Source organism: Synechococcus sp. GEYO, from assembly GCF_900473955.1.
Lineage (GTDB): Bacteria > Cyanobacteriota > Cyanobacteriia > PCC-6307 > Cyanobiaceae > Synechococcus_C.
The window spans coordinates 58,755-82,148 of the sequence record NZ_UCNL01000007.1; the positions used below are offsets into that span (position 1 = coordinate 58,755).

At 60.6% G+C, this 23,394-nt stretch carries 23 protein-coding genes; 11 read left to right on the plus strand and 12 right to left on the minus strand.

The window, feature by feature from the left end; genetic code table 11:
- Positions 1–2 precede the first annotated feature (2 nt).
- Entirely contained in the window at positions 3–968 is a 966-nt protein-coding gene (menA, locus tag DXY37_RS05340) for a 2-carboxy-1,4-naphthoquinone phytyltransferase (RefSeq protein WP_115125697.1), read from the minus strand.
- Between the two features lie 69 nt (positions 969–1,037).
- Here menA and DXY37_RS05345 point away from each other — a divergent pair, with 69 nt between their 5' ends.
- On the plus strand, positions 1,038–2,444 hold the full coding sequence (locus DXY37_RS05345; protein WP_115125698.1) for an isochorismate synthase MenF: 1,407 nt from the start codon (positions 1,038–1,040) through the stop codon (positions 2,442–2,444).
- A 17-nt stretch (positions 2,445–2,461) separates the two neighbouring features.
- Here the strand turns inward: DXY37_RS05345 and gshB are convergent, their stop codons facing one another.
- Entirely contained in the window at positions 2,462–3,385 is a 924-nt protein-coding gene (gene gshB, locus DXY37_RS05350) for a glutathione synthase (protein WP_115125699.1), read from the minus strand.
- A gap of 23 nt (positions 3,386–3,408) precedes the next feature.
- Entirely contained in the window at positions 3,409–3,663 is a 255-nt protein-coding gene (gene grxC, locus DXY37_RS05355; protein ID WP_115125983.1) for a glutaredoxin 3, read from the minus strand.
- A gap of 132 nt (positions 3,664–3,795) precedes the next feature.
- Here grxC and prfB point away from each other — a divergent pair.
- From prfB to DXY37_RS05385, 6 genes are all read left to right on the plus strand, one after another.
- A protein-coding gene (prfB, locus tag DXY37_RS05360) for a peptide chain release factor 2 (RefSeq protein WP_115125700.1) occupies positions 3,796–4,924 on the plus strand; the annotation gives its coding sequence in 2 pieces (ribosomal slippage) (positions 3,796–3,870 and positions 3,872–4,924; 1,128 coding nt in all).
- 2 nt (positions 4,925–4,926) lie between these two features.
- Positions 4,927–5,127 (plus strand): DUF3285 domain-containing protein, encoded by a 201-nt coding sequence (locus DXY37_RS05365; RefSeq protein WP_115125701.1) that lies wholly within the window; start codon positions 4,927–4,929, stop codon positions 5,125–5,127.
- Positions 5,124–5,720 (plus strand): rRNA maturation RNase YbeY, encoded by a 597-nt coding sequence (gene ybeY, locus DXY37_RS05370; RefSeq protein ID WP_115125702.1) that lies wholly within the window; start codon positions 5,124–5,126, stop codon positions 5,718–5,720. The genes DXY37_RS05365 and ybeY overlap by 4 nt, the downstream gene beginning before the upstream one ends.
- Positions 5,698–6,171: a diacylglycerol kinase family protein gene (locus tag DXY37_RS05375; RefSeq protein WP_067096161.1), complete on the plus strand. Its 474-nt coding sequence runs from the start codon at positions 5,698–5,700 to the stop codon at positions 6,169–6,171. Before ybeY ends, DXY37_RS05375 begins: the two co-directional genes overlap by 23 nt.
- Before the next feature lie 3 nt (positions 6,172–6,174).
- Positions 6,175–6,783 (plus strand): aminodeoxychorismate/anthranilate synthase component II, encoded by a 609-nt coding sequence (locus tag DXY37_RS05380; protein WP_115125703.1) that lies wholly within the window; start codon positions 6,175–6,177, stop codon positions 6,781–6,783.
- A gap of 89 nt (positions 6,784–6,872) precedes the next feature.
- Positions 6,873–7,553: an MBL fold metallo-hydrolase gene (locus tag DXY37_RS05385; RefSeq protein ID WP_371637962.1), complete on the plus strand. Its 681-nt coding sequence runs from the start codon at positions 6,873–6,875 to the stop codon at positions 7,551–7,553.
- Positions 7,554–7,561: 8 nt separating this feature from the next.
- Here DXY37_RS05385 and DXY37_RS05390 read toward each other — a convergent pair whose 3' ends face one another.
- Positions 7,562–8,665 (minus strand): histidinol-phosphate transaminase, encoded by a 1,104-nt coding sequence (locus DXY37_RS05390; RefSeq protein ID WP_115125705.1) that lies wholly within the window; start codon positions 8,663–8,665, stop codon positions 7,562–7,564.
- Between the two features lie 109 nt (positions 8,666–8,774).
- On the opposite strand from DXY37_RS05390, the gene DXY37_RS05395 reads away from it, so the two are divergent.
- On the plus strand, positions 8,775–10,472 hold the full coding sequence (locus tag DXY37_RS05395) for a protein adenylyltransferase SelO family protein (RefSeq protein WP_115125706.1): 1,698 nt from the start codon (positions 8,775–8,777) through the stop codon (positions 10,470–10,472).
- A 27-nt stretch (positions 10,473–10,499) separates the two neighbouring features.
- Here the strand turns inward: DXY37_RS05395 and DXY37_RS05400 are convergent, their stop codons facing one another.
- The 4 genes from DXY37_RS05400 to mnmE form a co-directional block, all read right to left on the minus strand.
- On the minus strand, positions 10,500–11,486 hold the full coding sequence (locus tag DXY37_RS05400) for an asparaginase (protein ID WP_115125984.1): 987 nt from the start codon (positions 11,484–11,486) through the stop codon (positions 10,500–10,502).
- 11 nt (positions 11,487–11,497) lie between these two features.
- A complete protein-coding gene (gene argS / locus DXY37_RS05405; protein WP_115125707.1) occupies positions 11,498–13,285 on the minus strand; it encodes an arginine--tRNA ligase in 1,788 nt (595 codons plus the stop codon).
- 30 nt (positions 13,286–13,315) lie between these two features.
- The gene (gene nadC / locus DXY37_RS05410; RefSeq protein ID WP_115125708.1) at positions 13,316–14,194 is read right to left on the minus strand and encodes a carboxylating nicotinate-nucleotide diphosphorylase; all 879 of its coding nucleotides are present in this window, start codon (positions 14,192–14,194) and stop codon (positions 13,316–13,318) included.
- Between the two features lie 87 nt (positions 14,195–14,281).
- Complete coding sequence (mnmE, locus tag DXY37_RS05415) at positions 14,282–15,643, minus strand: tRNA uridine-5-carboxymethylaminomethyl(34) synthesis GTPase MnmE (RefSeq protein ID WP_115125709.1); 1,362 nt, start codon at positions 15,641–15,643, stop codon at positions 14,282–14,284.
- A gap of 76 nt (positions 15,644–15,719) precedes the next feature.
- On the opposite strand from mnmE, the gene DXY37_RS05420 reads away from it, so the two are divergent.
- Positions 15,720–16,175 (plus strand): DUF2062 domain-containing protein, encoded by a 456-nt coding sequence (locus DXY37_RS05420; protein WP_115125710.1) that lies wholly within the window; start codon positions 15,720–15,722, stop codon positions 16,173–16,175.
- A gap of 18 nt (positions 16,176–16,193) precedes the next feature.
- Here the strand turns inward: DXY37_RS05420 and DXY37_RS05425 are convergent, their stop codons facing one another.
- Positions 16,194–18,527, minus strand: coding sequence for a bifunctional (p)ppGpp synthetase/guanosine-3',5'-bis(diphosphate) 3'-pyrophosphohydrolase (locus DXY37_RS05425; protein ID WP_115125711.1), 2,334 nt, complete (start codon positions 18,525–18,527; stop codon positions 16,194–16,196).
- A 57-nt stretch (positions 18,528–18,584) separates the two neighbouring features.
- Between DXY37_RS05425 and DXY37_RS05430 the strand changes: the two genes are divergently transcribed.
- Both DXY37_RS05430 and DXY37_RS13730 read left to right on the plus strand, forming a co-directional pair.
- A complete protein-coding gene (locus DXY37_RS05430) occupies positions 18,585–20,189 on the plus strand; it encodes an ABC transporter ATP-binding protein (RefSeq protein ID WP_115125985.1) in 1,605 nt (534 codons plus the stop codon).
- A 414-nt stretch (positions 20,190–20,603) separates the two neighbouring features.
- On the plus strand, positions 20,604–20,903 hold the full coding sequence (locus DXY37_RS13730) for a cellulose binding domain-containing protein (RefSeq protein ID WP_115125712.1): 300 nt from the start codon (positions 20,604–20,606) through the stop codon (positions 20,901–20,903).
- 184 nt (positions 20,904–21,087) lie between these two features.
- Here the strand turns inward: DXY37_RS13730 and DXY37_RS05440 are convergent, their stop codons facing one another.
- Genes DXY37_RS05440 through DXY37_RS05450 form a run of 3 tightly spaced genes read right to left on the minus strand, consistent with a single transcriptional unit; the run spans position 21,088 to position 23,335 of the window.
- Positions 21,088–22,092: an RluA family pseudouridine synthase gene (locus tag DXY37_RS05440; protein WP_115125713.1), complete on the minus strand. Its 1,005-nt coding sequence runs from the start codon at positions 22,090–22,092 to the stop codon at positions 21,088–21,090.
- On the minus strand, positions 22,089–22,955 hold the full coding sequence (gene ylqF, locus DXY37_RS05445) for a ribosome biogenesis GTPase YlqF (RefSeq protein ID WP_115125714.1): 867 nt from the start codon (positions 22,953–22,955) through the stop codon (positions 22,089–22,091). The genes DXY37_RS05440 and ylqF overlap by 4 nt, the downstream gene beginning before the upstream one ends.
- Positions 22,952–23,335, minus strand: coding sequence for a universal stress protein (locus DXY37_RS05450; RefSeq protein ID WP_115125715.1), 384 nt, complete (start codon positions 23,333–23,335; stop codon positions 22,952–22,954). Before DXY37_RS05450 ends, ylqF begins: the two co-directional genes overlap by 4 nt.
- Positions 23,336–23,394 lie beyond the last annotated feature (59 nt).

Genomic DNA, 23,394 nt, shown 5'->3' on the forward strand with positions numbered 1-23,394 from the left:
ACTTAACCCGGCAGCAGAACAGGGGAGCCAAACCATGGACCCAGGCTTAGACCGATGCTCAGGCCGAGGCCATTGAGAGCCTGAAATCGCAAGGCCAGAAACTTGCTGCCTGTGATCCGTTCAGGCTCGTGATGATGCGTGCGAAGCAAGCGGATCAATGAGGAGGCCGCCGGTAACCCCAAGGCTCCCAACAGAGCGGTGAGTGGCCAGTCGCCATGCAGCACAGGGGCCCATTCCAGAGCGAGGGTGCCTGCAACGAACCACGGCACCAAGGATGCTGCCCGCGCAGTACCCAGGCGCACGACTGGAGACTGCTTGCCATGCGCCGCATCCTGCTCAACCTGATGAAAATGCGAGCAGAACAACACCAGCGTTGTCGCCAGAGCAGGGCCGGAGCCGAGGACCAAAGCGGTGTCCCAGGGCACGACATCCGTTGAAGGGGCGATGACCAACAACGCAGCTGCAGTGGCGAAAGGACCAAAAGCAAGCCAACACAGCGGTTCACCTAGGCCCTTGTAGCCGAGACGGAAGGGAGGTCCCTGATAGAGATACCCGAGACCACAGCTCACCAGCACCAGCACCAGCACTGCAAGACTGCTCCTGAGCGCAATCCACAGCATCAGCATCAGTCCCATCAGCAGAGCGAGGGTGGCAAGCTGCTGAACAGGACGTGAGCGACCGACCAGCGCCACGACCGAATGGGGCTTGCCCTGGTCATCGACGCCGGTCTCGGCATCAAAGAGGTCGTTGCTGAGGTTCTCCCAGATCAGCAGCAGCACCGCTGCCAACAAAAAAACGAAGCCCTGGAGCCAGCGCACCGGAAAGCCTGAACCCAGTCGCCATCCGGCCGCAAGCAGCACGGGCATCACCGCAACGGAGTACATCGGCCACTTGATCGCTGCCTTCCAGAGACGCCGGCGATCGTCGCCGCGGGAGTGAAGGGTTGCAACAGCCTGTTGATCTGGCATGGACTGGACTCGTGGAGCCCTCTTCAAGACTCATACATTTGAGCAGTAATCCATCGTCCTGCCGTCAAGATGTCGGCCGCGCCCCACGACAGTTCACCTGCGGTGCACTTCAGCGACCTGCTGGAGGGTGCGATGCGCGTGTGGGATCAGCGCCAGATGGACGACGGAGTCTTTGGCTTGGCAGTGCCGCTGCAGGGGCTGGATCCACTGCTGCAGCTTGCTGATCTCGAGGATGCCGACCCGTTCCGTTTCCTCTGGGATGGTGCACCAGGCCTTTGTCTTGCTGCAGCCGGCCGCTGCCATCACCTGGAGATGTCAGGTCCCCGTCGATTCGAACTGGCTCAGCGTTTCAGTGACATCACGCTCGGACGCATCCTCGAGGGAACGCCTGAAGCACCGGCTCAGGCCCGCTCGCGCATCCTGCTGGCCTTCTCCTTCTTCGAGCAGAGCGGAGAACTCCAGCCCCAGGGCAGCATGCCCTCGGTTCAGGCCGTTCTGCCTCGCTGGCAACTCAGTCGTCATGGACGTCACGGCTGGCTGCGTCTGCATGGCATTGCGCAACAGATGAGTGATGTGCGCTCACTGGCGGAGTCGCTCTGGCTGATGGCAGAGAAGCTGCAGTCTTGGAGGAGCTGGCCAGGCCAGAGCTCAGGCAATCTGAGCGGAAGGATCACACCAGGCGACTGGGAACGGCGCTACACCACGGCACTTCAGCGAGGCCTGGAACTGGTGAACGGTGGTGAACTGCACAAGCTGGTTCTCGCCGTGCGCCACTCGGTGAGCCTGACCTCACCTCTGGACCCCTTGCTGTTGCTGAAACGCCTGCGCTACCAGCAAGCAGGCAGCTGCCGGTTCCTCTGGCAACGCAACCAGCAGGACAGCTTCTTCGGGGCTTCACCTGAGCGACTGCTGAGCTTGCGCAATGGGCAGCTGCGTTGCGATGCGCTTGCTGGCACTGCAGGACGCAACGACCACGCCACCTCACTGCTCAACTCCGACAAAGACCGGCGCGAGCATGAACTGGTGGTGCAGGCCATCACCGAGCATCTCAGCGCCCAAGGACTGCAGCCACGACGTCCGCGCAGTCCACAACTGGCCAGACACGGCCAGCTGATCCATCTGCATACCCCCATCACGACTCCGGCTCCGGGCCAATCGCCTCTTGCTCTGGCAGGTGTGCTCCATCCCACTCCAGCTGTGGCAGGCCTGCCCAGACGCGAGGCCATGAGCTGGTTGCGCAGCCTTGAGCCATTTGATCGCGATGGCTATGCAGCACCGATCGGCTGGATCGACAGCGCTGGGGATGCGGAACTGCGTGTTGCCATCCGCTGCGGCCATGCACGCGGCACCCAGCTCGACCTCACAGCTGGAGCTGGACTGGTGCGCGGCTCAGTGGCCGAACGTGAGCTTCAGGAAGTGGGGCTCAAGCTGACCGTCCTCGCCGATCAGCTGGATCTGGTATCAGGGGGCCGTTAACAAGCGCAATTCTGTGATCAGAGCAGATCGCGCAGACGAGAGATCACCTGATCAGCCAGGGGCTGATTCATCAGTCGTTCGACCTCTCGGATCCCTGTGGGGCTGGTGACATTGATCTCGCTCAGCATCCCGCCGATCACATCGATGCCCACAAAAAACAACCCTTCGGCCCTCAGAGCAGGCGCCAGGGCTGCACAGATCTGGCGTTCCCGCTCACTGAGTTCCGTCGCTTCCGCTTGACCACCAACCGCCAGATTGCTGCGGAATTCTCCAGCGGCTGGCCGCCGATTGATGGCACCCAGCGGCTCACCATCCACCAACAAGATGCGCTTATCGCCCTCGCTCACAGAAGGAAGAAAACACTGAGCCATCACGGGCAAACGTTCCTGCTCTGTGACCAATTCCAGAAGAGCCTTGAGCCCAGGAGCCTGGGAAGAGACCCGGATCACTCCCAAACCTGCACGACCTCCCAGGGGTTTGAGCACGATCTCGCTGTGCGCTTGAGCAAACGACTTCAGCTCACTCACCCTGCCGGACACGAGTGTGGGGGCCATCCAACGACTGAAACGCAAAGCGCCGAGCTTTTCATTCCAGGTGCGCAGCGAGTCGGGGCGGTTGAGAACACGAACCCCTGCCCGTTCTGCGACATCGAGAATATGGGTGGCGTAGAGATAGGCCTCATCAACCGGAGGGTCCTGACGCATCCAGATCACCTGGAACGTGGCCAGCGGCAGCCGTTCTCGCTCGCCGACAGTGATCCAGGGCTCAGGCTGAACCGGCATGGCCATCGCCAGAGGTTCATCACCAAGCGCGATCAGATCAGCCGGAGTGCAAGCCCAGACCTCCAGCTCAGACCTGGCGGCGGCCTGCATCAGCGCAGCGGTGGAATCCTTGGCGGGATTGATCCGATCCAGCGGATCCAGCACAAACAGGTGACGCATGAGCAGCGGTCCGGTCAGAGAACTCAGGAGAGCAGCGCGTCAAGTTCACCGGCACGCTCCAGAGCATGCAGTTCATCACAACCACCAATGTGTCGGTCGTCGATGAAGATCTGAGGAACGCTGCGGCGGCCATCACCTCGGGCCGCCATGGCATCGCGAGCCGGCTCATCACCATCAACGGAAAACTCGGAATAGGAGACGCCCTTGCGATCCAACAGCTGTTTGGCTCTGATGCAGAAAGGGCACGTCTGCCAGGTGTAAATCTCGACGCTCGGCATGGAGCCTTCATGACGGGACATCGATCCTATGCAGGCGCTCAGCCTGCAAACGGCGGGTGACCTGAGCATCCCGAACGGGAAGAACCGAGATTCCGCACTGATAAGGTCGCGAAATCCGTTCAACGCACTCCGTTGCTCGACCTCACCGACTTCAAGCGCGACCTCTCCGAGCTCACTGATCGCCTGGGCAATGCCCAGGACTGTCTTTGACGTTCCTGCACTGAACGCCAGACAACAAGACCTTGAGCAACTTGCTGCCCAGCCTGACTTCTGGGATGACCAACAGAACGCTCAGAAGCAAATGCGTCGCCTCGATGAGGTGAAGGCGCAGTTGCTGCAGCTAACGACCTGGCAGGGAGCTGTGTCCGATGCCCAGGCCACGCTTGAGCTCTATGACCTTGAGCCCGATGACGACATGCTCGCCGAGGCCCAGGGGGGCCTGGACCAACTACGCAAAGATCTCGACCGCTGGGAGCTGGAGCGCCTGCTCAGCGGTGAGTACGACAAAGAAGGAGCCGTGCTCTCGATCAATGCCGGAGCCGGCGGCACAGATGCTCAGGACTGGGCCCAAATGCTGCTGCGCATGTACACCCGCTGGGCTGAAGACCATGACATGAAAGTCACGGTGAATGAGCTCAGCGAGGGGGAGGAAGCAGGAATCAAGAGCGCCACGATCGAAATCGAAGGGCGCTACGCCTACGGATACCTGCGCAATGAGAAAGGCACCCATCGTCTGGTGCGCATCTCTCCCTTCAACGCCAACGACAAGCGTCAGACCAGTTTCACAGGCATCGAGGTGATGCCGAAGCTCGAGGAGGAAGTCGAGCTCGATATTCCCGAGAAAGACCTGGAGGTCACCACCAGCCGCTCGGGCGGTGCCGGCGGACAGAACGTCAACAAGGTGGAAACCGCCGTGCGCATCCTGCACGTGCCCACTGGACTAGCTGTGCGCTGCACCCAGGAGCGCTCGCAGCTGCAGAACAAGGAGAAAGCCATGGCCCAGCTCAAGGCCAAGCTGCTGGTGATCGCGCAAGAACAACGGGCCGCAGAGATCGCCGACATTCGAGGCGACATCGTGGAGGCCGCCTGGGGCAATCAGATCCGCAACTATGTCTTTCACCCCTATCAGATGGTCAAAGACCTGCGCACCCAGGAGGAAACCAACGATGTGCAGGGCGTGATGAATGGCGATCTCGACCCCTTCATCCAGGCGCTGCTGCGCCAAGGTGTCGACAGCCCCGGACAGGATGAGGACAACTGACCATGAGCTCAAAGGGCGACGGCATCGAGACTTCGACCGACAGCACTCCGACCACGCCACCTCCCAGCTTCGTGAAGCAGGCCATGCGCAACATGGTCCGCAAAGGCAGTAAGAGCCTGTTTCATCTCGGACTCACGGCCGTAGGGTTCATCGGCTTCATTCTTGTGGTCGCCTGGCTGGGGCGTCCAACGCTGCCCCAGTGAGCAGCGCACGGGCTTTTGCCATCGATCTGGCCTTCACCCCAGCGGAACAGCAGCTGATCCAGGCCGCAGAAGGAACAGAGGCCCATCAGCGTCTCAGCCAGGGAGACACCTGGGCAGCAACCCTGGATCTCTGGCTGCAACACCTGATCAGCATCGGTGGCGACACCACTCCTAGACAATTGCTGGACTGCGAGGAAATTTGTCTCGGTCTGCAGTTTGTGGATGATGCCGAGATCACCGCTTTAAACGGACGCTGGAGAGACAAGCCCAGGGCCACCGATGTGTTGTCCTTCTCAGCCCTGGAAGCGGACATGCCCCCTCACGGCAGCCCCAGCGTTGAGCTGGGAGACATCATCGTGTCGGTGCCAACGGCAGAGCGTCAGGCGCTCGAGCAGGAGCACAGTCTGGAACGAGAGCTCTGCTGGCTGGTGAGCCACGGGCTTCTGCATCTGCTGGGATGGGATCATCCCGATGATTCGAGGCTGGAAGCGATGCTGCAATGCCAAGAGCAACTGGTTGCCATGGCCGGTATCGTTCAATCCCACGGTGAGATCAACTGTGAATCAGCAGATGAAATCACTCCGGACCCCTGACGATGGAGCTCCGTTGAGCGAGGAGATCAGCCAGCGCAGTACCCGACGTGCCCACCACGCTGCCCACAGAGGAGCCTGGAAAATCGCTGGCGACCTGCCGTCCAGCTTCCGCTATGCGGCTCAGGGACTGGGTTATGGCTTCATCAGCCAACGCAACTTCCGCATCCACCTGGGGATCGGCAGCGTTGTGTTCTTCCTGGGGCTGTGGCTTGAGTTACCAGCGATTCAGTTGGCCGTGCTGGTCTTGACTGTGGCGGCCGTGCTGGTGCTTGAGCTGCTCAATACAGCCATCGAATCTGTGGTGGATCTGGCCATCGGGCGGCGCTTCCACCCTCTGGCCAAAGTCGCCAAGGACTGCGCTGCAGCGGCGGTTCTGGTGGCAGCCATCAGTTCTCTGGTGATTGCTCTGCTGCTGGTGCTTCCGCCCCTAATTCTTCGCCTCGGCCTCTAAGCGATGCTGCTTGTCATCGACAACTACGACAGCTTCACCTTCAACCTGGTGCAGTACTTCGGGGAATTAGCGGCTCAACACCCTCTAGCCGAGGATCTGCGTGTGGAACGCAACGACGCGCTCAGCGTTGCCCAGATCCGCGACCTCAGTCCCGATGCCATCCTGTTGTCGCCTGGGCCCGGAGATCCTGACCAAGCGGGGGTCTGCCTCGATGTGCTGAAGGAGTTATCACCCAACATTCCCACCTTGGGTGTCTGCCTGGGCCATCAGGCTCTGGCTCAGGCCTACGGAGGCAAGGTCGTGCGGGCCGCAGAACTGATGCATGGCAAAACCTCTCCGGTGCTCCATCGCGGCGAAGGCGTCTTCGCGGGACTGCCCCAGCCCCTCACCGCCACCCGCTATCACAGCTTGATTGCTGATCGCAGCAGTCTTCCGGACTGCCTGGAAGTCACTGCATGGCTGGAGGACGAGACCGTGATGGGACTGCGTCATCGTGAGCATCACCATCTCCAGGGCGTGCAGTTCCATCCGGAAAGCGTGCTGACGGAGGCAGGACACAACCTGCTGGCCAACTTCCTACGCGTGGCTGAAGGACGCATTCAGCACTGCTAGCTTCCTGAGCCAGCAGGCATTCCCCCATGACCGTTTTCCTGAACAGACAGGGTCCTGGGCGGGCCATCGCCTTCCTGGCCGCATCCGCCATGGTGAGCGGAATCAGCGGCAGCGCTGTGCAGGCCGCAGGCGTTTCAATCACCAGCTATGGGCACAGCGCTCTGCTGATTCGTGGCGGCGGCCAGTCGGTGCTGGTGAACCCCTTCCGTGCCGTGGGCTGCGCCGCGGGACTCGCCGAACCGCGCGTCAGCGCCAAGGTGACCCTTGCCAGCTCCGAACTCCCGGATGAAGGCGCACGCGTTGGTGGTGGGACCTACCTCTCCAAGCCGGGTTCCTATCGCGTTGGCGGCATGGACCTGGAGGGATTTTCCGCTCCGCATGACCGCATGGGAGGACGTCGTTTCGGCAACGCCACGATCTGGCGCTGGCAGCAGGGAGGCTTGAACTTTGCCCATCTGGGAGGAACAGCAGCCCCGCTCAGCGGTGAAGACAGGGTGCTGCTGGGTCGCCCTGATGTGCTGATCATCGGCGTTGGAGGCGGAGCAAAGGTGTACGACGGCGAAGAAGCCGCCGAGGTGGTGAGGCAGCTGAATCCACGCCGGGTCATCCCCGTGCAATACGTGAAGGGAGAGGCTCCGAGCGGCTGCGACCAGGGTGGGGTCCAGCCCTTTCTGGATGCGATGAGCGGGACACAGGTTCGCCAGGTAGGGCCCAGCCTCTCGCTGCCTAGCAGCCTGAACGACAACACAGTGATCGAGGTGATGCGCTGAGTGTCCGCTCAGCGCTCAAGCGTTCGGTAACACTCCCAGAACCTCTGCATCTGCGCCTGAGTGCCGATGCTCACGCGCAGAGATCCATCGAGCTGCGGCTTGCCGGCCATGGAGCGCACCAGGATGCCGGCGCTGCGCAGCTTCTGCTCCACCTCTGCGGCCGATCGCCGCGGCCATACCAGCAGGTAGTTACCTCCGTCGCAATGGAAGGAAGCACCAGATTGCGTTAAGTGCGTTACGAGATAGTCGCGAGCACGTAACACCTCGGCCACATAGTGATCGGTGTAGGCCTGGTCAGACAGTGCAGCGAAAGCCGCCGTCACGGCAAGGCTGTTCACGTCGTAAGGACCGGTCACGCGGCAGACCCGATCGACCACATCGGCATGCCCGAACGCGAAACCGATGCGCAAGCCCGCGAGTCCAGACGTCTTGGCGAGGGAACGCAGCACCAACAGATTGGAATGCAGCCCGAAATCGACCGTCGGCAACACACTGTCTCCCGTGAAGGCCTCATAGAGCTCATCCACCACCACGAGCGTGTCGGGCGCGGAAGCCGCCAACTCCAGCACATGCTCCACCGACAACCGCGTACCGGTGGGGTTGTTGGGATTGCAAAGCATCAAAATCCGTGGTCGTCGCTCAAGGGCGTCGCGGATCTGCTGCAGCGGAAAGCGAAAACCTGGCAGGACATGGGGCACTGCTTCGACGACCATCCCCTGCATCCCGGCGCAAGGGGCGTAATAACCAAAAGTGGGACTTGTGGTGAGCAGGGTGTCTCCAGGGGCCCCATAGGCGTGAATCACCGCATGAATCGCTGCATCCACCCCGTTGAAGAGCCCCACCTGTTCGATGGACAGGGGATAGGCCAGCCCGGCCGACGACGCCTGCAGGTTGGCGATCACGGCCTCACGCAACCCGTCGTATTCCGGATAGACCGCAATCTGATCAGCCGGAAAGGCCCGCAGCGCCTCAGCAACCGCCGGGCTGGGGCCAATCGTGTTCTCGTTGAAATCAAGCCGAAGCAAACCACGGCGCCCTTCCAGCGGAGCGCTGTAACCCTTGAGGCGCTCAACCTCAGGGCGTGCTGAAGGCGAAGGAATCGGTGCGGTCATACCCATCAACCTTGCCAACGAAGGTCAACCAACAAGCTATCGACCTCCATCTCATCCCAACAGTCGTGGCAATCATGCCGATGATGGGAACACTGCAGTCACCGGCCTGATGCCAGCCAGCTCGAGCGCATCCTCCTCAACCGACAGCTTCGCCGCGTTCGCGGAACACGTCGATTACTCCTTGCTGAGCCAACTCACGCCGGATCCCGAAGCCACCGTCAACGGACACGATCACCAGGTGCGTCAGGTGCGATCTGGGCACTACGTACCGGTCACACCAACACCTCTGCCAGCACCGCAGTACGTGGCACACAGCAACGAGCTGTTCAAAGAACTGGGACTCAGTGATCAGTTAGCAGAAGATGACGGCTTCCGGCGATTGTTCTCCGGCGACATCAGCGTGAGTCGCGAGCCGATGCTCCCCTATGGATGGGCCACCGGTTATGCCTTGTCGATCTACGGCACTGAATACGATCAGCAATGTCCATTCGGCAATGGCAACGGATACGGCGACGGTCGTGCCATTTCCATCTTCGAGGGTCTCTTCCAGGAACGTCGCTGGGAAATGCAGCTGAAGGGCGGTGGACCAACGCCCTATTGCCGTGGCGCTGACGGTCGTGCCGTGCTGCGCTCCAGCGTGCGCGAATTTCTGGCCCAGGAGTTCATGCATGCACTGGGGGTTCCAAGCTCACGCTCCCTGACCCTCTACGTCTCCCATGCCGAGACCGTACGTCGGCCCTGGTATTCGGATCAGTCGCGATCCATGGATCCTGATGTGCTGGTGGAGAACCCTGCAGCGATCACCACACGCGTGGCTCCATCATTTCTGCGCGTGGGGCAACTCGAGCTGTTTGCCAGGCGCACCCGCAACAACAGCCACCCCAAAGCATTGAGTGAGCTGCAGATGATCGTGGAGCACCTCATCGATCGGAACTACCACGCGGAGATCGAGCCATCGTTGCCATTCAACGAGCAGGTGGTGGAGTTGGCCAGGCTGTTCCGCGGACGCCTAACGGCATTAGTTGCTGACTGGATCCGTGTGGGGTACTGCCAGGGCAACTTCAACAGTGACAACTGCGCTGCCGGAGGGTTCACCCTTGATTACGGACCCTTCGGATTCTGCGAACTGTTCGACCCACGCTTTCAGCCCTGGACCGGTGGCGGCATGCATTTCAGCTTCTTCAATCAGCCGGCGGCGGCAGGCAAGAACTATCAGACGTTTGTGTCAGCCCTGAAACCATTACTACAGGATCACCCGGAAGCCATGACTCGCCTCGAGAGCCTTGAGGAGGGTTTTAAAGCCGCGATGCAGGAGGCTCTCGACAGCATGTGGCAACGCAAGCTTGGCCTTGCCGAGCACTCCCCAGAACTGGTGGGAGAGCTCCTGCGGTTATGCGTCGACTCAGCCGCGGACTACACGATGGTGTTCCGAGAGCTCTCAGCCATCCCTGAACAGGTGGCAACCCTGAAGCGGAGCTTTTATCGACCCAGCGATCACCAGATTGATCAACGCTGGATGAATTGGTTGCAACGGTGGCGACATCAACTGGAACGCAACAGCGACCTGAGCGAGACATCCAGATCTATGCAGCTCACCAATCCCGCCATCACATGGCGTGAATGGCTGATTGCACCGGCTTATGAACAAGCAGCCCATGGTGACTACAGCCTTGTGCATGAGCTGCAGAACGTCTTCGCCAAGCCCTATGAATCCTTGCCTATGGAATTAGCAGCCCGCTACGACCAAATGAAACCTGAGGAATTCTTCAACGCCGGAGGCATCTCGCACTACAGCTGTTCCTCATGAGCCACGGTCAAGCCAGGCATACAGAGTTCAGATCAAGTCGGAGAGTTGGGCCCTGTCCAATCCTGCCATCAGAGCCAGCAGCAACAGCACTCGCGCTTTCTGGGGACTGAGCCGCCCGGCGGGCAAAAGGCCAAGGCGGGCAAATTGCTCATCACGATGCACGGGCCCGGAACCACAGCGATTCGCCCTGAGCATGAGCGGCAGCGGCCCTGGCCAGTCTTCAAGAGCGCAGCGTTCAAGCGCCGACAGCTGGCCAGCCCCAGTGCCCGTGAACACCAGACCCCGGACGCCGGCCGAAAGCAGGGCAGAAATCAGGGCCGATGGAGGCTCGACGCAACCATGCAGGATCGCCACCTGGGGCCAGGGCTCGGCAAACTGAAGGCCTGAGAAAGGAACAGGACGTGCTGGCTGCGCTGGAGGCAGGTGCACCCCCGCATCATCCACCCAACCCAAGGGGCCGACACCAGGGCTTTCAAAGGCACCAACCCCCTGAGTGGCGACCTTGGTGACCTCGCGAGCTGCATGGATCCAGCCATCCATCACCACAAGCACCCCCTGCCCACGGGACTCCGGCGCTATGGCCACCTGCATGGTCTGAAACAGATTGAGCGGACCATCAGCACTCAGTGCCGTTGCCGGCCGCATCGCCCCCACCAGCACCACCGGACGCGGGTCATCGATCAGCAACTGCAGCAACCAGGCGGTTTCCTCCAGCGTGTTGGTGCCATGGGTGATCACCACCCCCGCCAGATCAGGATCGACGGCCAATGCCTCGCGGATACGCGCCACCAATCGGCGCCAGTGATCGAAGGTCAGATCCGCACTATCAACATTGGCGATCTGCTCCACCTCAATCTCCGCAAGCTCCCGCAGCTGCGGAACGGACTGCAGCAACTCCTCAGCAGTGATGACGCCTGCTGAGTAGTGATTCAAGGAGGTCACGTCGCTCGCTCGGCCGGCGATGGTGCCACCGGTGGCCAACAAGAGGAGCCGAGGTAGAGAGGAACCACTCACCGAGTCAACACTCACATCCGCTCCAGAGTGGCAATCCCGAGCAGGCCGAGGCCGGTCTTAAGCGTGTCGGCTGTCAAACGGCAGAGGGCAAGACGCGAGGGCAGTGCATCAGCGTCAGCCTTGAGCACCGGCACCTGGTCATAAAAGCGATTGAACACCTGGCTGAGCTCGAACAGATAGCTGCAAAGTCGATTGGGAAGCAGCTCCTCCTCCACCTCGGCAATCACGGCATCGAACTTGAGGAGTTCACGCACCAGAGCCCATTCCTGAGGCTCACTGAACTGCAGCTGAGCCGTTGAGACATCCAGATCACCACCCTTGCGAGCGATGCCGGCGATCCGCACCAGTGCATAGAGCAGGTAGGGAGCCGTATTGCCCTGGAGGGCCAGCATCCGATCAAACGAAAACTGGTAGTTGGTGATCCGGTTCTGACTGAGGTCGGCATATTTCACCGCCGCCAGGCCAACAGTGCTGGCCACATGATTGATGAAGTCTTCAGGCTCACTGCGCTCTTCGTCCTGGAGGCGCGAACGCAGGTCAGCTTCAGCGCGCTCCACCGCCTCATCGAGCAGATCGCGCAGACGCACGGTGTCACCGGCCCGGGTCTTGAGCTTCTTGCCGTCTTCTCCCTGCACCAACCCGAAGGGCACATGCTCCAGGCGAGAGCCATCGGGAATCCAGCCAGCCCGTTCGGCCACCTGGAACACTCCCGCAAAGTGATTGGCCTGACCGGAATCGGTCACGTAGATCACCCGGCGGGCTGCATCACCATCGGGAGCTGCAGCGAACCGGTAACGAATCGCCGCCAGATCGGTTGTGGCGTAATTGAAGCCCCCATCACTCTTTTGGACGATCACCGGCAGCGGCTTGCCGTCCTTGCCGCTGACCCCTTCCAGGAAGACGCACTCTGCCCCGTCGTCGGTGACCAGCAGATGGACCTGCTTCAGCCCATCGATCACCGCAGGCAGGAAGGGGTTATAAAACGACTCACCCCGTTCGCTGAGGCGGATGTCGAGCCGGTCGTAGATCTTCTGGAACTCGCGCCGCGACTGGTCACACAGGAGACCCCAGGCTTTGAGCGACAGAGGATCCCCTCCCTGCAGCTTCACCACTTCCTCGCGGGATGTGGTCTGAAACGCCTCGTCGTCATCAAAGCGTTTTTTGGCCTCCCTGTAGAAGGCCACGAGGTCACCGAGGTCGATGGCATCGGCGGTCTCGAGAGCGTCGGGAGCCACCTGCTTGAGATGGGTGATCAGCATCCCGAACTGGGTGCCCCAGTCGCCCACATGGTTCAGCCGCAACACCGGGTGCCCACGAAACTCCAGCACCCGAGCCAAGGAGTCGCCGATGATCGTGGAACGCAGATGCCCCACATGCATCTCCTTGGCGATGTTGGGACTGGAGAAGTCCACAACCACCGGCGCAGCACCCTGGACGGGCGGAACGCCAAGCCGCTCATCTCCCAGGCGGGAGGCCACTTCCGCAGCCAGGCGCTCGGGTCGGATCGTGAGGTTGATGAACCCAGGGCCTGCGATCTGCGGCTCCAGGCACAGCTCGGAGAACGCCGTATCCGCTTGCAGCTGCTCGACCATGGCCGTGGCGATCTGACGAGGTGCCTGCTTCAACGGCTTGGCCAGTGGCAGAGCACAGTTGGACTGGAAATCCCCGAATTCGGGCTTGCTCGCTGGCGCCAGCTGAGGGTCCAAGCCAGCTTCCCCCGCCTCAGCCCAGGCCTCGGGAAACGCCCGTTGCATCGCACAGCGCAACTGTGTTTCAAGGGCGTTGGCGATGCGGAGCATGGACGGATCAACGGGCTTGGCAAGCCCTGATCATCTCCCGGCAGGTGCGAAACGCATACTTAGATCAAGCCAGCGGCTGCGCGTGACCGGAGCACTGGTGGAAATCAGATCGATGCCTGTGGCGGCAAAGGCACGCAGATCACCGGGTTGAATCCCGGAGGCTTCGAGGACCACAGCCCCGGAGCCAGCCCGCTCCACCGCCAGCTGGCGCAACCTGGGCACCAAGCTGATCAGCTGCTCAGGCGTGAACTCATCCAGCAGCACAGCATCGGCTCCGGCAGTCACGGCCTTCGAAGCTTCCTGCTCGGTTTCCGCTTCCACAATCACCCGCGCCGGCCATGGCGCTGATGCCCGCACAGCGGCAATCGCCGCTTCAACGCCGCCCGCCCAGGCCAGATGGTTTTCCTTGAGCATGGCGGCGTCATCCAGGCCCAGTCGATGATTGACACCCCCACCCATGCGCACGGCGTACTTCTCAAGTTCGCGCAGGCCCGGTGTCGTCTTGCGCGTGTCGGCAAGGCGCACACCGCTTCCCTGCAGTTCTCTCACCAGGGCCGCTGTAGCCGTGGCAATGCCGGAAAGACGCATCGCCAGATTCAGCGCCGTCCGTTCAGCCCCAACCAAGGCAGTGGCCTGACCGTCGAGTCGGAGCAGCGTGTCGCCGGACTGCACCGCTGCACCATCGGGCACCAGGCACTCAGCCTCGAGCTTGGGATCCAACAGACGAAACAGCTGCAGAGCAAGGCTGCCACCGCAGAACACACCCTCCTGCTTCGCGATCCAGCTCGCCTGAGCCCGCCGTCCGCTCAGGGCCGGCGCGGTGAGATCGCCGCGGCCAAGATCTTCTGCCAGCCAGTGCTGAAGTTGCGCCTGAAGCCGGGGTGTCGTTAAAGGCTGCTCAACGTTCATCACTGCGGAACCACCCGCTTACAGGCCTGGATCCATCATGCGGGCACGACGGTTCGGGCCAGACCTGCAGCGCTTTATTTGCCAACTTCATTTGCCGATGCAAAAGCGGGAAAAAATACGATCCAGCACTGATTCCGTGAGCTCTTCTCCTGTGATCTCGCCAAGGCTGTGAATGGCCTCACGCAGGTCAATGGTCCAGAAATCCCAGGGCAGTCCATCGGCGGCAACCTGCTCACTGCGATCAAGGGCAGTGGCCGCCACCCGTGCCAGGTCAGCCTGTCGTTGGTTGAGCGCCAGCAGCAGAGAGCCGTCGCTGAGTGCACCGCAACGCTCCAGAAGAGCCTGCACCAGCTGCGCTTCGCCAACACCTGTCACCGCAGAAAGATGCACATCGGCCGGAGTCGCAAGATCACTGAGATCAGCCTTGTTTCCCACCAGCAGATGGGGCACATCAGCTGGGATCTGCTCACGCAACAGCTGATCCTCAGCGGTCCAGCCATCAACGAGATCAAACAGAAGCACGACAAGGTCGGCACTGGCCAAAGCGTCGTGGCTGCGGGCAATGCCCAGCTGCTCAACCGCATCGTTGGTGCTGCGGATGCCGGCAGTATCGAGCAGCGTGATCGGAACGCCCTCCAGCACGATTTCGCTTTCCAGCAGGTCCCTTGTGGTTCCAGGCAGATCGGTCACGATGGCTCGCTCCCGCCGACTCAGCAGATTCAGCAGTGAGCTCTTGCCGACGTTGGGCCTGCCGACGAGCGCCACCCGCAGCCCCTGACGAAAGGCGACACTGCGCTCCCCATCCGCCACAAGTTGCAGCAGCTCGTCGCGCACCGACTGCAGAGCCTTCAGCAAGGCCGGGCCATCGAGAGCTGGCAGATCCTCTTCAAAATCAACGCGGGCCTCGAGCTCACTGAGCTGATCCAGCAGTCGTTCGCGCAACAGCTGGATCCTGCGATGAATGCCGCCATCCACCCCTGCCATGGCCAACTGCGCAGCACGCTGACTGCGGGCGGCCACCAGATCACCGATCGCCTCAGCACGCGTGAGATCGAGGCGCCCGTTCAGGACAGCTCTCTGACTGAATTCACCGGGCAATGCACGACGAATCCCAGACTGCTCGAGCACTCGGGCCATCACCCGCTGAACTGCCATCACGCCGCCATGGCAATGGATTTCCACCACGTCTTCAGCAGTAAAACTGCGCGGGGCCAGCATCAACAGCACCAGCACCTCATCGAGTCGCTCCACTCGATCAGCTGCCATCACGTGGCCGTAAAGCACCCGATGGCTCTCCCACAGCTGTGCACCGGGGAAGCGAGTGATCTCGCTCACCGCCCGTTGAGCATCAGGGCCTGACAGGCGAATCACCGCGATGCCGCCCTGACCGGGCGCCACTGCTGTGGCCACGGCAGCAATCGTTTGCCTCTCCAGGTTGATCTCCTGCATCGCAGTGCTGCAACAGCCCCTACCCCACTCCCTACGATCACATCTTCAATGCCATGCGAGAACCGCCGACACTCCCATGGGCCGGATGCTGAGAAAGGCACATCGACGCCTGCAGCGCAGTCTGCAATGGATCTGGCAACAGGAAGGCACTCCAGGGCAGCGCGCCCGAGGACTCGCTGCAGGCATCTTCTGCGGCTGCTTTCCAATTTTTGGCTTGCAAACACTGGTGGGGGTCGCCCTGGCCAGTGTGGTGCGCGGGAACCATCTGCTGGCAGCCGCTGGCACCTGGATCAGCAATCCCTTCACTTATCTGCCGCTCTACTGGTTCAACTACCAGATCGGGGCTCTGGTGCTCGGCCCGGGTCGCGCATGGCCAGGCTTCGACGCCCTTCAGCAGGATGGCTTCAGCCAGTTGGGTTGGAGTGTGATCAGCCGTTTGCTGCTGGGCTCCAGCATCACAGGGTCCGTCTGCGCAGCGCTGGGCTGGTGGCTCAGCCTGCGTTGGCTCTTACAGCAACAACACAAACACTGAGGTCACGGGCGATCGACTTCAGGTGCCGCTGCTACGGGCGATATCAATCACATCCGCCATGGAACGAATCTGATGCATGGTGCGCTGCAGCTGCTCAGCACTGGCCAGCTCCAACCGCAGATCAATCCGTGCGGGCTTTCCATAGCTGGTCTTCACGCGGGCATCACTGACGTTGATACGACCATCGGAGAGGCGCATCAGGATGTCCTTGAGGATGCCCACACGATCGATCACCTCAATGCGCAACTGGGCCGGAAACCGCTGACTTCTGCTCGCCAAAGTAGGATTCCAGCGCACAGGCAGTCGCCGTTCGCTCGGAATCGCCCCCACATTGGAGCAGTCCTGACGATGCACGGTGATGCCATGGTTGCCGAGAGCAACCGTGCCCAGAATCGGCTCGCCAGGAAGGGGACTGCAACAACCACCTAGACGGTAGTCGAGCCCCTCGACACCGAGGATCGGGTCCTGTTGCTCATGAGTCGAGCGGGGAGTGGCAGTTTCGGCCTGCTGCACCAGCTGGCGAGCTACATCCTCATTGCTGAGCGGAGGCTCCTCGATCGTGGCCTGCAGGCGGATCTCCTCTCGCAGCCGATTGAGCACCTGATGCAGGGTGACGGCTCCGAATCCGAGGGCAGCAAGCAGGTCTTCAGTACTGAGAAGGTTGCATCGCTCCGCCACACGCGTCATCGCATCACTGCTGAGCAGGGAGTCAAATCCGCTGCGACCAAGCTCCCGCTCGAGCAGATCCTTACCGCGCTCGATCGTTTCATCGCGATGGCTGCGCTTGTACCACTGACGGATGCGATTACGCGCCGTAGGCGTCGCCACGAAGTTGAGCCAGTCGAGGCTGGGATGGGCCGTCTTGCTCGTGAGCACATTCACAAAATCACCGTTCTGAAGCGGCGTCGACAGTGGAGAGAGTCGATCGTTAATGCGCACGCCATGGCAGTGATTACCCACTTCCGAGTGAATGCGATAGGCAAAATCCACGGCCGTCGATCCCTTGCGCAAACCCAGCACGTCGCCTTTGGGAGTAAAGACGAACACCTCTTCATCGAAGAGATCTTCCTTAATCGAGGCGAGGTAGTCGTTGTGGTCGTCAGCTCCCCCCTCCTGCTGCCAGTCAACAAGCTGCCGCAACCAGTTGAAGCGTTCCGTGTCTCCACCAGCGGCTGGTGAACCACCCTCTTTGTATTTCCAGTGCGCGGCGATGCCGAACTCCGCCACCCGGTGCATGTCCAATGTTCGGATCTGCACTTCGATGGGACGGTGACGTCCGATCACAGCCGTATGCAACGACTGATAGCCATTGGGCTTGGGCAAGCCGATGTAGTCCTTGAAGCGCCCGGGAATGGGACGGAAGGTGTCGTGAACAACCGCCAGAGCCCGATAACAAGCCTCAACACTGGGGGTGAGGATCCTCAGGGCCGCCACGTCGTAGATCTCGTGGAAGGCTTTTTGCTGCCGCTGCATCTTGGTCCAGATGCCGAAGAGGTGCTTGGGCCGGCCGCTCACCTCACAGTTCTCCAGCCCGACAGCTGCCAGTCGATCACTCAGCAACTTAACGGTGACTCCTAAACGTTCCTCGCGCTCGCTGCGCTTGGTCGCAACTTCCTGCTGAATCTCCCTGAAGGCATCCGGCTCGAGCAACTTGAAGGACAGATCCTCCAGCTCCCATTTGAATCGGCCGATGCCAAGCCGATTGGCCAGAGGTGCATAAATCTCCCGCGTTTCACGGGCGATGCGCTGGCGCTTTTCCTCGCGCAACGCCCCAAGCGTGCGCATGTTGTGTAACCGGTCTGCGAGCTTGACCAGCACAACTCGGATATCGCTGGCCATGGCCAGAAACATCTTGCGCAGATTTTCAGCTTGAGCCTCAGTGCGATTGGTGAAGTGAAGACCTCCAAGCTTGGTGACTCCTTCCACCAATTCCCGGACCTCCGGTCCGAAGTGACTCTCTAACTGCTCAGGGGTGACGTCCGTGTCCTCCACCACATCGTGGAGGAATCCTGCAGCAATCACACTGGCGCTGGCACCGATATCCCTGAGCAGATCAGCCACCGCGACCGGATGAACGATGTAAGGGTCTCCACTGGCTCGGAACTGGCCCTCATGCAGCTGAAACGCAAAATCGAAGGCCGCTGCGAGCAGAGCCTCTGAATCGGTGGGACAGCTATGACCAATCCCTGGCGGCACGTGATCGATGCACTCACGTAACCAGGCAGGCAGATCAATGCCGTAATCGTCGGCTGAACGGATGGGCCGATCTCGCAGAGCCACCAGACCACAAGCCGGTGCAGCGGATCCGTTTCGGATCTGCACATCAACCGTCTCGGAGGTGGCGTTGAGCATCCGACCCGACAGGTGAATCCATGGTATGTAGCCATGAGCACCTGCGCTTCGATTGCCATGACAACCGCGCCAGGGACTGTCCTGGAGCTCGAACAATTTCGGCTCCGTTACCCAGGAAGCCAGGCGTGGACACTCTATGGGCTTGACCTGCGTCTCCACCCCGGCGAACGCCTTGCCCTCGTCGGTCCCTCCGGCTGCGGCAAGAGCACGGTGGCCAGGGCAGCACTGCAATTGCTGCCACCAGGCAGCAATTGCGAAGGAGAACTGAGCCTGAACGGTCACGATCCCCGCAATCTCAGCCTTACTGATCTGAGGAGATTGCGTGGTGAGTCGGTGGGACTGGTGTTTCAGGATCCGATGACACGCCTGAATCCACTCATGACTGTGGGTGGCCACCTACTGGACACCCTGGGTGCGCATCGGCCAGGCATGAACGATGCAGAACGTCTCCAGCGGGCCGAGGAGCTGCTGGAGCAAGTAGGCATCGGCGCCACTCGCTTCCGCGCTTACCCGCATGAGTTCAGCGGCGGCATGCGCCAGCGGCTGGCCATCGCCCTGGCCATCGCCCTGAGCCCACCCCTAGTGATTGCGGACGAACCCACCACAAGCCTGGATGTGGCCGTGGCAGGGCAGGTGATGGCTGCCCTGAGAGCGCTGTGCGAGGAACTTGGTAGTGCTCTGTTGCTAATCACCCACGATCTGGCCATGGCCAATCGCTGGTGCGAACGCATGGCAGTGCTGGACGGTGGTCGCGTCGTGGAGATCAACCGCAGCGATGTGGTCCTGACTTATCCCAGCTCCAGAGTGGGACAACGGCTGCTGGCCGCTGCCCGCGCTCGAGAAGGTGGCAGCACCCCTGAAGTACCCGACACCGACACGGTGCTGGCCGTGCAGGAATTGCGCTGCTGGCACAACCTGGGTGGTCCACCCTGGAATCCAACCTGGCTGAAAGCGGTAGACGGCATCAGCTTCCAGTTGCGAGCTGGCGAAACCCTCGGAGTAGTGGGAGGTTCTGGCTGTGGCAAAAGCACCCTCTGCCGCGCCCTGATGGGACTCACGCCGATTCGTGGCGGCAGGGTGCAGCTGCTTGGCAAGGATCTGCTGAGGCTGCGGGGACGTAAAGCCCGCCAGGCGCGGCGGACCCTTCAGATGGTGTTCCAGGACCCACTGGCCTGCCTCAATCCAGCTATGTCGGTGTTGGATGCCATCGTCGATCCTCTGCGCATCCACAAACTGGCCTCACCAGCGGAAGCTCGAGAACAAGGCCGTCAGCTGATGGAACGCGTGGGGCTTGTACCCGCAGACCGTTATCAGAACCGCCTTCCCCGCCAGCTTTCCGGGGGCCAGCAGCAACGGGTGGCCATCGCCCGAGCCCTGGCCCTGAAACCCAAGGTGTTGATCTGTGATGAAAGCGTGAGCATGCTGGATGCCGAAATCCAGGCTGAAGTTCTGGCACTGCTTCGCCAGCTGCAGCAGGAGCTCGGGCTGGCCATGATTTTCATCACCCATGACCTTTCAGTGGCCAGTGGCTTCTGCCATCGACTGATCGTGCTCAACAAAGGGCATGTCGTGGAGGAGGGACCTGGCGACCGCCTGCTTCATCAACCACAAGCTGAGATCACGCGAACACTCGTCGAAGCCTGTCCGCGCCTTCCCAACTGACAGTCGCCTGGCCACAGTGAAACCAGCCAGATAATTACGCCAGCCTTTCAATCAAGAGTTTTAGGCATCAACCAAAACCCCTAATCAGCATTTGCAGAAAATAAAATAAATCTCAATCGCTCGAACATGGTGCGTCAATGCAAAGACTGATAAACCACACAGCAACCAACCAAAACTCATCCGAACAAGCCGAAACAAGCAACAGCAAGGCAATAAATAGTATTTCGACCTGGATTCAAGAGCCTCAAAGCCTTCATTTGAAGGATGGAAGGAAACAAGCATTGAAGGCTGAATAGAAAAACGACGGATCAAAAGAAGTCGAACCAAGTCAGATTCAGACACACTCTGAAAAGCATGAGTTCTATCTGAATCACATCTCGTCGCTGCACAGGATCTGCACCTCTCATTCATTCCATGACGCCATCTGAGTCACTACAGGTCTCTATCGGTAGGGAAATTTGGTGGGGCGGATTCACTTCCTCTCTAACGGTGACGAATCAGAGCGAACAGCAACTTGACAACTGGTCGGTGAGCTTCAACAACAACCACAGGTTTTATGGCGAACCCTGGGGCGTCGACGTAGCAACTGAACAACTTGATGGAGAGCTCTATCGCTACGAGCTCTCCGGCGCGGATTGGGGCTCATCGATCCGGTGCTGGCCAATCCATGACGGTGGGCTTCAATGTGCTCGCAGGGACGGATCTGGGCCTTAGCGGAGCGCTGAGCGAAGCCATGCTGTTGGCAGCGGGTAGCGAAACCACACCGCTTTAACAACATGTGCATCAACAACTTGTCAGCAGCAGCAAACGACCTCAGGCCAAAAGCCTCAACACATCAACCTGAATCATCCAAGCAATGCTTTACGGATGATTCAGGTTTTTCGCAGCTACTCGAAAGTCAAGACTGAAACGATGAACGCCGTCTAAGCACCATCAGTAATTTCTCCATCACCGGCGGAAGTGGAGATTCAAACAGCATCCGCTCACTGCTAATCGGGTGGTCGAGGCCGAGTTGGAAGGCATGCAGAGCCTGGCCCGGCAATTCAATCGGCAATTTGCGGCAGCGGCTGTAGGTGGGATCGCCCACCACTGGGTGATTGATGTGCGCGCAATGCACCCGAATCTGGTGGGTGCGGCCAGTATCAAGTTTGAAACGCAGCAGCGAATAATCACCGAGGCGCTCCTCCAGGTTCCAGTGCGTGCAGGCATGACGGCCATTGTCTCCACTGACAACCGCATATTTCTTGCGGTCGACCGGATGACGACCGATCGCTCCCACAATCGTGCCACTGTCTCCTGTGGGCACACCATGCACCACTGCCAGATACTCCCTTGAAGCGATGCGTTGCTGAATCTGGCTCTGGAGGCGAACCAGAGCCTCCTGGCTCTTGGCAATCACGATGCAACCGGTGGTGTCCTTGTCGAGACGGTGCACGATTCCTGGACGCAGCTTGCCGCTGATGCCCGGCAAATCAGGGCAGTGATGCAGCAAACCATTCACGAGCGTGCCGTCTTTGTTGCCAGGCGCCGGATGCACGGTGAGACCAGCCGGTTTGTTAATCACGATCAGGTGCTCATCCTCAAAGAGCACATCAAGATCCATCGGCTGCGGCTTCAGATATGGGAGCGGTTCAGGAGGCGGCATCCAAAGCTGTACCTCATCACCAGGCCGCAAGGGCGTCTTGGCCTTTCCGGTCTTACCGTTCACACGCACATAACCAGCATCAATGAACTTCTGAATGCGGGCGCGGCTCTGCTCGGTGCGCTGACTCACCAGCCAACGGTCCAGCCGCATCGGCAGCGGCTTGGGATAGGTGAGCGACAGCAACTCCCCTTCGCCCTCACCGAACCCATCGGTGAACGTTTCTTCCGGCAGCGGAGGGCGGCTCCAGGCAGGGCTCATGCCGGCAACTCCAAAGCGATGCTGCCCAACGCCGACTTACGGAAATCGTCCAGCAAGCGCTGGGCCATGCGCGCGGTGTCTGAAGAGGTATGGCGCTGGGCCACGGCCTGAAGCCAAAGGGCCGGGTCTACGGTTTCACCGGACAAAGGCGTGCCATAACGCCCTTGCAACACAGCAAGCGCCACACCGGAAGACGGCTGCTGCTGCAGACCCATCAACAACCGCAAAAACGCCTGAGCAACCAGCTCGCCGTCATAGGCAGCCTGGCCGATGTCATCACAGAGGGCCAGATGCAACGCGGCCTGCTGATCATCAAGCCTGGGCGGCAATACTCCCGGCGCATCCAGCAGGTCGATGTCCTGGCCAAGGCGCACCCAACGCAGGGTGCGGGTAACGCCAGCCCGGCGGGCACTGGCCACCACCTTCTGCTTCACCAGCCTGTTGATCAGCGCTGACTTCCCCACATTGGGAAAACCCAAGGTGAGTGCCCGTACCGGCCTGGGGCGCATGCCCCTGTTCCGCCGCCGTTCGTTCAGCTGATCGCCGGCACGAATCGCCGCCTGCTGCACCTGCTTGACCCCGGTGCCTGCCTTGGCATCACACCAAACTGTGCGCTGGCCCTGGCCCTTGAACCATGCCTCCCAGGCGGTTCGTGCCTCAGCAGTGACCATGTCTCGACGGTTGATCACCAGCAGATGCTGCTTGCCCTTGATCCAACGGCTGAGGTGGGGATGACCTGTGGCCAAGGGGATGCGTGCATCGCGCACCTCAATCACCAGATCAACCTTGTCGAGATTGCGACGGAGCTGCTGCTCTGCCTTGGCGATGTGGCCGGGATACCACTGAATCGGTGGTGAGCTCACGGCACCACCAACACAGGGCAGGGAGCCAGCTGGAGCACCTGTGCGGCGGTGCTGCCACTGTCGGATTCCAAATTCACACCCCTGGTTCCCATCACGATCACATCCACATTCAACTCATCAACCACATCACAGATCACCGAAGCCGGCTTGCCACTGCGCTCGACCTCCTGACAGATGACGCCGGCCTGTTCACAGCGTTTACGGGTCTGGCTGAGCACCCCTTCAACTACTTCGTGATCATGCTTCTTCCCAGTCACAGGCGTCAGAACCGACAGCAGCACCAGACGACTGCCATCACGGCGCGCGAGCTCCAGAGCCTTGCCCTCAGGCTCCAGGGCCTCACGGCTCGGATCGATCGGCAACAGCACGGTCTCGAACATTCAAACGACCTCCCCCCCCATTAAGCCAGTCCTAGCGCTGGGCCTGCAGAACTCGGGTT

Coding starts and splice junctions, on each gene's coding strand:
- menA (WP_115125697.1), bottom strand. CDS start 968: ATGCCAGATCAACAGGCTGTTGCAACCCTTCACTCCCGCGGCGACGAT.
- DXY37_RS05345 (WP_115125698.1), top strand. CDS start 1,038: ATGTCGGCCGCGCCCCACGACAGTTCACCTGCGGTGCACTTCAGCGAC.
- gshB (WP_115125699.1), bottom strand. CDS start 3,385: ATGCGTCACCTGTTTGTGCTGGATCCGCTGGATCGGATCAATCCCGCC.
- grxC (WP_115125983.1), bottom strand. CDS start 3,663: ATGCCGAGCGTCGAGATTTACACCTGGCAGACGTGCCCTTTCTGCATC.
- DXY37_RS05365 (WP_115125701.1), top strand. CDS start 4,927: ATGAGCTCAAAGGGCGACGGCATCGAGACTTCGACCGACAGCACTCCG.
- DXY37_RS05375 (WP_067096161.1), top strand. CDS start 5,698: ATGAAATCACTCCGGACCCCTGACGATGGAGCTCCGTTGAGCGAGGAG.
- DXY37_RS05380 (WP_115125703.1), top strand. CDS start 6,175: ATGCTGCTTGTCATCGACAACTACGACAGCTTCACCTTCAACCTGGTG.
- DXY37_RS05385 (WP_371637962.1), top strand. CDS start 6,873: ATGGTGAGCGGAATCAGCGGCAGCGCTGTGCAGGCCGCAGGCGTTTCA.
- DXY37_RS05390 (WP_115125705.1), bottom strand. CDS start 8,665: ATGACCGCACCGATTCCTTCGCCTTCAGCACGCCCTGAGGTTGAGCGC.
- DXY37_RS05395 (WP_115125706.1), top strand. CDS start 8,775: ATGCCAGCCAGCTCGAGCGCATCCTCCTCAACCGACAGCTTCGCCGCG.
- argS (WP_115125707.1), bottom strand. CDS start 13,285: ATGCTCCGCATCGCCAACGCCCTTGAAACACAGTTGCGCTGTGCGATG.
- nadC (WP_115125708.1), bottom strand. CDS start 14,194: ATGAACGTTGAGCAGCCTTTAACGACACCCCGGCTTCAGGCGCAACTT.
- mnmE (WP_115125709.1), bottom strand. CDS start 15,643: ATGCAGGAGATCAACCTGGAGAGGCAAACGATTGCTGCCGTGGCCACA.
- DXY37_RS05420 (WP_115125710.1), top strand. CDS start 15,720: ATGGGCCGGATGCTGAGAAAGGCACATCGACGCCTGCAGCGCAGTCTG.
- DXY37_RS05425 (WP_115125711.1), bottom strand. CDS start 18,527: ATGCTCAACGCCACCTCCGAGACGGTTGATGTGCAGATCCGAAACGGA.
- DXY37_RS05430 (WP_115125985.1), top strand. CDS start 18,585: ATGACAACCGCGCCAGGGACTGTCCTGGAGCTCGAACAATTTCGGCTC.
- DXY37_RS13730 (WP_115125712.1), top strand. CDS start 20,604: ATGACGCCATCTGAGTCACTACAGGTCTCTATCGGTAGGGAAATTTGG.
- DXY37_RS05440 (WP_115125713.1), bottom strand. CDS start 22,092: ATGAGCCCTGCCTGGAGCCGCCCTCCGCTGCCGGAAGAAACGTTCACC.
- DXY37_RS05450 (WP_115125715.1), bottom strand. CDS start 23,335: ATGTTCGAGACCGTGCTGTTGCCGATCGATCCGAGCCGTGAGGCCCTG.